Annotated in this window: 6 protein-coding genes; 2 read left to right on the top strand and 4 right to left on the bottom strand. The window is 66.9% G+C overall.

Translation table 11 applies throughout. The features are described 5' to 3' along the window. The 4 genes from ettA to ACE3UY_RS01780 form a co-directional block, all read right to left on the bottom strand. Nucleotides 1–1,247: energy-dependent translational throttle protein EttA (gene ettA / locus ACE3UY_RS01795; RefSeq protein WP_374685839.1), on the bottom strand; the 1,247-nt coding region annotated here is incomplete at its 3' end. Nucleotides 1,248–1,346: 99 nt separating this feature from the next. Beyond that, nucleotides 1,347–3,143 (bottom strand): methionine--tRNA ligase, encoded by a 1,797-nt coding sequence (gene metG / locus ACE3UY_RS01790; protein WP_374685838.1) that lies wholly within the window; start codon nt 3,141–3,143, stop codon nt 1,347–1,349. Between the two features lie 4 nt (nt 3,144–3,147). Further along, nucleotides 3,148–3,834, bottom strand: coding sequence for a hypothetical protein (locus ACE3UY_RS01785; RefSeq protein ID WP_374685837.1), 687 nt, complete (start codon nt 3,832–3,834; stop codon nt 3,148–3,150). Nucleotides 3,835–3,974: 140 nt separating this feature from the next. Next, complete coding sequence (locus tag ACE3UY_RS01780) at nt 3,975–5,294, bottom strand: FG-GAP repeat domain-containing protein (protein WP_374685836.1); 1,320 nt, start codon at nt 5,292–5,294, stop codon at nt 3,975–3,977. Between the two features lie 115 nt (nt 5,295–5,409). Here ACE3UY_RS01780 and ACE3UY_RS01775 point away from each other — a divergent pair, with 115 nt between their 5' ends. Continuing rightward, nucleotides 5,410–6,966 (top strand): alpha/beta hydrolase, encoded by a 1,557-nt coding sequence (locus ACE3UY_RS01775; protein ID WP_374685835.1) that lies wholly within the window; start codon nt 5,410–5,412, stop codon nt 6,964–6,966. Nucleotides 6,967–7,046: 80 nt separating this feature from the next. Continuing rightward, nucleotides 7,047–7,610: a SelL-related redox protein gene (locus ACE3UY_RS01770; RefSeq protein ID WP_374685834.1), complete on the top strand. Its 564-nt coding sequence runs from the start codon at nt 7,047–7,049 to the stop codon at nt 7,608–7,610. Nucleotides 7,611–7,790 lie beyond the last annotated feature (180 nt).

The raw sequence follows: 7,790 nt of genomic DNA, 5'->3' as shown, positions 1-7,790 counted from the left end.
TCGCCGCCGCTGATCTCCTGCCAGACCGTCTTCTCCGCCTCCAGCGTGTCGCGGCTCTGATCGACGTAGGCCAGCTTGACCGTCTGGCCGACGGTCAGCGCGCCGTCGTCGGGCTGCTCCTGGCCGACGATCATGCGGAAGAGCGTCGTCTTGCCCGCGCCGTTGGGCCCGATGACGCCGACGATAGCCCCCGGCGGCACGTCGAAGGTCATGTCGTCCACCAGCAGCCGGTCGCCGAAGCCCTTGTCCACCTTCTCGGCGCGGATGACCACGTCGCCCAGCCGCGGGCCGGGCGGCACGTAAATTTCCAGTTCCTCGCGCGCCCGCTCGCCCGTCTGCTCCAGTAGTTCGTTGTACTTGCTGATGCGCGCCTTGCTCTTGACCGTCCGGCCGCGGGGCGACATGTGGATCCACTCCAACTCGCGCTCCAGCGTCTTCATGCGCTGCGCCTCGGAGCGCTCCTCGCGCGCCAGCCGGGCCTGCTTCTGCTCCAGCCAGGAGGAGTAGTTGCCCCGCCAGGGAATGCCGTAGCCGCGGTCAAGCTCCAGAATCCAGCCGGCCACGTTGTCGAGGAAGTAGCGGTCGTGGGTGACGGCGATGACCGTGCCGGGGTACTGCTGGAGGTGCTTCTCCAACCAGGCGACCGACTCGGCGTCGAGGTGGTTGGTCGGCTCGTCCAGCAGCAGGATGTCGGGTTGCTTGAGAAGCAACCTCACCAGGGCCACGCGCCGCCGCTCGCCGCCGGAGAGCACCGACACCGGCGTGTCGCCCGGCGGGCAGCGCATGGCGTCCATCGCCAGGTCGAGCCGGCTGTCCAGGTTCCAGGCGTCCATATGGTCGAGCTTGTCTTGCAGCTTGCCCTGATCCTCGATGAGCTTGTCCATCTCGTCGGGCGACAGGTCTTCGCCGAAGCGGGCGTTGATCGCGTCGAATGCGCGCAGAGCGTCAACCACTTCCTGCGCCCCTTCCTCAACCACCTCGCGGACGGTGCGCCGCTCGTCGAGCAGCGGCTCCTGCTCCAGGAAGCCGATGGTGTAACCGGGCGCAAGGATCGTCTCGCCGACGAACTCCTTGTCCACACCGGCCATGATGCGCAGCAGCGTGCTCTTGCCGGACCCGTTCAGGCCCAGCACGCCGATCTTCGCGCCATAGAAGTAGGACAGGGAGATGTCGCGCAGAATGGTTCGGTTGGGTGGGATGATCTTGCCCACGCCGATCATGGAGTAGATGACTTTGTTGTCGGTCATAGTTGTTAGTATTCAGTTTTCAGTTGGCAGTATTCAGTTGGCAGTTGACAGCACCGATAGCTGACAACTGAACACTGACAACTGTCAACTGACAACTGATCACTGAATTACTGGTTTCGGGCCGAGGCGCTGCAACTCCTGCTCGACCAACTCCGCCTCCAACTTCTTGAACAGCGGGCGCGGCTTGGGCAGTTGCCGCCCGGCAGGAATGGGCGCGCGCTGCCAGCGGCCGACGGCCTGGCCGCCTTCATAGGTCAGCGCCAGATGGCGGCGCGTCTTCTCTTCAATCTCGCGCACCACGCTCTCACCGAACAGCATCCCGGCCTCGCCGGCCATCTCGTGCACCTGCTGGCTGGTGAAAGGCAGCACCGGCGCCCACAGGATCTTCAGGCCGTTGATAGCCTGGAGGGCGACGAAGAGCGATCGCCCGGTCGCGTCAAGGTCGGTTCGCGCTGTCGTCCACGGGCTGGTTTCTTCAAGGTACTGGTTGACCAGCGTTGCCAGACGCAACACCTCCTGCACGGCAGCGCGGAACTTGCAACCATCGTACAGCGCGGCGACGCTCGTGAAGCCCTCGTCGATGGCCGCCAGCAGCGCCTCGTCGGCTGCTGTCAGCGCACCCGGCGCGGGCACAACGCCACCGAAGTAGCGCTGGGTCATGTTCAGCACCCGGTTGACCAGGTTGCCCCAGTTGGCGACCAGTTCGTTGTTGTTGCGCTCGATGAAGCCGCTCCAACTCCAGTCGCTGTCGCGCGTCTCCGGCATATTGGTCGTCAGATAGTAGCGCAGCGGATCGGGATCGTAGCGCTGCAAGGCGTCGAGCATCCACACGCCCCAAAGGCGGCTGCCGCTGATCTTTTGCCCCTCCATGTTCATGAACTCGTTGGCCGGAACGTCGTAGGGCAGGTTGAGTTGGGCGTGGGGGTTGTCGCTGTAGAGGCCGCGCACGCCGAGTAATTGCGCCGGCCAGAACACCGTGTGGAACGGGATGTTGTCCTTGCCGATGAAGTACAGCGTGCGCGCCGCCGGGTCGTACCACCAGTCGCGCCAGGCGTCGGGGTCGCCCTCGTTCCGCGCCCACTCGACGGTGGCCGACAGATAGCCGATGACCGCCTCGAACCACACGTAGAGCACCTTGCTGGCGTAGTCCGGATCGTCCACGGGCACGGGGATGCCCCAGTCCATGTCGCGGGTGACGGCGCGGCCGATCAGCCCCTGGTCGATGAAGTTGCGCGCGAAGTTGATGACCTGCGGCCGCCAGTGCTCTTTGTCGTCGTGGATCCACTCCGACAGGGCGTCGGCGGCGATGGCCGGCAGATCGATGAAGAAGTGCTCGGTATCCCGCAGTTCCAAGCGGGTCTGATCCTGCTTACTGCGCGGGTTGATGAGCTGGGCCGCGCTCTCGAAGAGCGTGTTGCAGTTGTCGCACTGGTCGCCGCGCGCCCCGGCATAGCCGCAGACGGGGCACGTGCCCTCGATGTAGCGATCCGGCAGGAACTTGCCCGTCTCCGGCGAGTACATCTGCGGCGTCACCTTGCGATAGAGATACTCGTTCTTCAGCAGTTGGCTGAAGATGTCCTGCGAGACCTGGAAGTGCGTCTCGGTGTGGGTGCTGGTGAACAGGTCGTAGCTGATGCCGAGTTGCCGGAACAACTCCAGGAAGCGAGCGTGGAAGTGCTCGTACACCTCCAGCGTCGGCCGGCCAAGCTCCTCCGCCTTGACCGTCACCGGCGTGCCGTGGCTGTCCGAGCCCGAGACCATCAGGACGCGGTTGCCGCGCAGGCGGTGGTAGCGCGCGTAGATGTCGCCCGGCAGGTGAGAGCCGGTGACGTTGCCCTGATGGATGTCGGAATTGGCGTAAGGCCAGGCGATGCAAACCAGGATGTTCTCGGTCATGGCGCTATTCGACCTCGTCCTCTTCGTATTCCTCGAACTCCTCGACCTCTTCCTCTTCATCCTCGGTGATCTCGGTCAGCGCCTCGGCCAACAACTCGAAATCGTCCTCGCTGATGCGGTAGAAGCCCTCCACGTCCACGTGGAGCTTGCCGAAGTCGGGGTAGCTCTCCAGTTCAATCGAATCGACGCTGACGCCGTGCTCCAGGTCGGGCGCGGCGGCGTCGACGTCGGTTGGAAAGAAGGAAGCTCTCTCCACCTCGGTCGTGTAGGTATGCTGCTTCGGGTCGGCCTCGAACCGTTCGCCGGTCACGGTGACCACGGCGAAGAAGGTCTGGGCCTCGACCGCATAGTAGATGAAGCGGTCACCCGACTTCAGCCGTTGGGCCATTTCCGGCGTGGGGACCATGACCACGCGCTCCTGCCAGCCGGGGAAGGACAATTCCTCGCCGGGCGGCAGGCTGACCGCCTTGATGTAGTGAGTCGTGTCCTTGTTCGAGCTGCGCAGGTGGCGGCTGCTGGCCGCCCGAGCCTCTTGCTCGGCCACGATGTTCTCCCAAATGCGGGCCTGGATGCCGACATTCAGTTCCGCCTCTGTGCCATCCGCGTAGCGCACGGTCATTCGCGGGCCGTTGAGCCTCACGACGGTGTATTCACCAATGCGATTTCGATAGACCCCATTGAGTTCGAACATCGCTCCTTCATACTCCTGTGAAAAATTTGGGCCGCATAGTATCTGCTTAGTGACCGGGGCGCAAGTACCCTCGCCGGCCGGCTTTCGACCGCCCGCCCCTGTCTATTCATACGCAGCCGGAAGATTAATAGCTCTCGTTCTTAAGGGAGGCTCACAAAGGCCGCGCCATCCCATATGACGCGAACCCGCCCCGGCGTTGCGCAGCCGTCACGCACGATCTCCAACCGGCCGTCGCCGTCGGTGTCGCGCACCACCAGCCCGCCCGCGCAACGCTCCGGCGCGTCGAACAGAGTCAACGCGCCGGCCGCGGCCGACAGCACCCACGTCGTCCCATCGGCCCGGTCACGCACCACCACGTCGGCCAGGCCGTCGCCGGTCAGATCGACCACTTCCTCAATCGCCGCCGCCGGGTGCGCGGCCTCCCGCGCCGACAGGCGGCGCTCGAACAGCGGCGCAAGCCGGCCGTCCGCGACCGCCAGCGCTGCCAGGTGGCTCAATTCCGGCGCGGTCGCGCCGCCGGCCCACACGGCCACCAATTCGTCGCCGCCCCCGTCCAGATCGGCGGCGCGCCAGGTGAAGGCGCGCTGCGGCCGTTCGTTGAACCAGCGCAGCCGCAACCGGGACAGCGCCGCCGGCCCCTCGGTCTCATAGGCGGCGATCAGGTCGGCCACCGGCCCCTTGGCCGCCGGCGCGGGCGGCTCCGCCGGCGCGGAGGCCTCCTCGATTGGCTCGCCCGCGTCGGGGTTTGGCTCGGCCGGGTGCGGGAAACGCAGCCCGCCTCCGACCGGCAGCACCGGCTGGAGGCAGCTAAAGGCCAGCGCCAGCCTCTGCGACTCGCTCTGAATGCCGACCACGGCCCGGCCGCCGTTGCCGCCAGCCGCTCCCACCGAGTCTTCATACAGGAAGACGATGTCGTTGCTGCCCTCGAACAACTGCGCCTCGAAGGTCACCGGATCTTCGGGGTCAGCCCCGTAGAGCGGCGCGCCGTCCCACTCGACGACAAAGATGCGGCCCGGCGACTCGCCAACGACTTCCGTCTCCAGCGCGCCGCGGCCACTCAGGTCCAGATCGGCCCAATAGGGCGCGATGAGGTCGCCCAGGCCCGACGCGGGGGAGAGGCAAGCGGGCCGGTAGGCGGCGTCGCTGGCCCGGAACTGCAAGTTGCCGTTGGTGCTGGCATACACGGCGTCGTAGACCGCGCCATAAAAGGTGAAGGGGAAGGGCAACGCCAGGCGCGCCACGTCATCATCGGCGAACAGATTGGTTGGCGTCGTCGCGTCGATGTAGGCGTAGGCTGCCGCGCCCTCGCAGGTGTAGCCGTACCGGTCAGGCCCCGGACAGAGGGCGACCGGCGGGCCATAGACCTCGCCGGAGCGCGCGCGCCAGAACAGGACGAAAGCGAACACCAGGAGGATGACTACGGCCAAAGGGATAAGGAGCCGCGCGGCACGCAGGCGCATAGGGCAGAAGTGTAGCCGATTGGCCGCCGGATGACCATAGAAATCGCCGCAAATGAGAGGCGAATGACATAGTTCCCACTGACCAGGAACGGCGAGAAAAGCGTATAATAGGAGCGTGACCGCCCTGGCCCAGATCGCGCTCTTTGTCTTGTTCGTCCACGTCATCTTCCGGCCGCTGATGAGCGCTTATCTGTTCATCCGGCCGCCGCGCCTGCACGTCACCTTCCGCTCGCCGGAGGCGTGGGGCGCGCCGTTCCACGACGTGGTCTTCACCGGCGGCGGCGGTGTGGAGCTATCCGGCTGGTACGTGCCGTCGCGCAACGGCGCGGCTGTCGTGCTTGTCCACGGCCACGGCGGCAATCGACTGGCAGTGTCCTATCACGCTGAAACGCTGGTGCGCGCGGGGTATGGCGTACTGATGTTCGATCTGCGCGCCCACGGCCAGAGCGAGGGCCGGCGCTTCGAGCGCGGCCAGGCAGCGGTCGAAGACGTGCTGGCCGCCGTCGCCCTGGTGGCCCGGCAGCCCGACGTGCACGGACGGGTCGGCGTCATGGGTATCTCGATCGGGGGAATGCTGGCGCTGCAAGCCGCGGCCCGCCACGCCTACGTCCGCGCCGTGGCCGTCGATGGCCCCGGCCTGGCCACGGTTGACGACCTGCCGCCGCCCGAAGGCTGGCTGGACCTGCTATGGCGCTACCCGCTGGAGCGCTACTACCAGGCCGCCATCGACCGCCTCTCGCGCGGGCCGCGACCGCCGGCCACGCCCCTGGCGGCCAACGTCGTCGCCCTGCGGCGCGTCGCCCGGCGACCCATCCTGTTCATCAGCGCGGGCCAGGGGATGGAGCAGCGGCTGGTGCGCCACTTCCACGCCGCCGCGGGCGAGCCTAAACAGCTGTGGGAACTGCCGCGCGCCGGCCACGCCGCCGGTTGGGTGGCGGCCCCCGAAGCGTATGGGCAGACGATGGTCAATTTCTTCAACCGTGCGCTGTCGGTGGACGAATCGCGCGAGACGCTGCCTGACCGCGATATGTTGCCGGCCCACGCCGTGGACGAGGCCGGCGTGCCGGCTGCGGAAGCGCCGCCCACGCCGACGGCCGAACCTGGCCCCGTCGGCGAGCGCACCATCTCCGCGCCGGCGGCCATGATGATTGCCTTCGCCACCATCCCGGTGACGATGATGGCGCTGTTCATCCCGTTCCAGTGGCGCTGGGGGTTGGCGACGCCGCGCCTGCCGGCTGGGCGGCCCGTTCTGGCGCTATTAGGCATTTTCGCGCTGCTGATGGGCGGGCTGTTGCTGCGCCAGGGGGTGCACTGGCTGGCTTACCGGGTGCTGGGGCGCGTCCCGGCCCGGTCGCTGCGCCTGGGCATGAACCGCGCGGCCATCACACCCCAAGTGCGCTGCGAGTTGCCCGTGCCCGCGCGCGCCTACCGGGTCATCCTGCTGCTGCCGGCGCTCCTGCTGGGCGTCGCGCCGGGCATCGTCGCCATTGCCATCGGCTCATGGCTGCTGGTCATCTGGGCACTGTGGATGCTGGTGGCGGCCAGCGGCGACCTGGTGGCGCTGTGGGCCATGCGAGGCGTGCCGCCCATGGCGACCGTGCGCGCCCACCCGACGCGCGCCGGCTGTGAGATTATTTCCTGGACAGATATTGTGCAAAATATTGACAATTAACGCCGACCGGCCTATACTCAGGCTCATCGAGTGGCCGTCGCAGCCTTAGGCATGACAGCGGCCACGTCGAGGGGAGTACGATGGCTAAGTTACGCAAACTGGGGCCTGGGGACGCCGCGCCCGACGGCCTGGCGCTGGACGCCAACGGCCAGGAAGTGGCTCTGTCCTCTTTCTGGAACGAAGGGCCGATCCTGCTGACCTTCCTGCGCCACTTCGGCTGAATTCACTGCCGCGAGTGGCTGGCTCAGTTGGAGCTGCACAGAGAGGAAATCGAAGCGACCGGGCTGCGTGTGGTGTGCGTGGGCCTGGGCGAACCGAAGCACGCCCGCCACTTTGGCGGCAAGCTCGCCCCCGGCGCGGAATGCCTGACGAACGAGGAGCCTGTGCTCCACAAGGCGTTCGGCATCGAGCGGGGCAATCTGCTGCGTCTCATGGCCCCCGACGCGATAATGGCCGGGGCGCGCGCCGCCTCGCGCGGGCACACGCAAGGGCAGGCGACCGGTGACGCGCAACGGTTGCCGGGGACGTTCATCGTGGATGCGGCCGGGGTCATCCGCTTTGCGTACTACGGCAAGTACGCCGGCGACCAGCCGGACCTGCCCGCCCTGCTGGCGCAGTGGCAGGCGGCGGCATCCGCTGCCTGAGGCGGGGACGCAGGGGCAGACACGCACGTCTGCCCCTATTAGCTAGCGCGCTAGAGCGCCTGCGCCTGCTCGATCCACTCTTCGGGGTTGGCTACCGCCGGGGCTTTGGTGATCTCGCGTAGCGCTTCCGGCGTGGCCTGGGCCAGGTCGGCGTAGTGGGTGTAGCCCGCCTCGCTCAAC

Origin of the sequence: Promineifilum sp. (SeqCode), assembly GCF_041918635.1 — a bacterium.
Lineage (GTDB): Bacteria > Chloroflexota > Anaerolineae > Promineifilales > Promineifilaceae > Promineifilum.
Note: the sequence above shows the minus strand (reverse complement) of the source record. Positions and strands in the feature narration are given on the sequence as shown.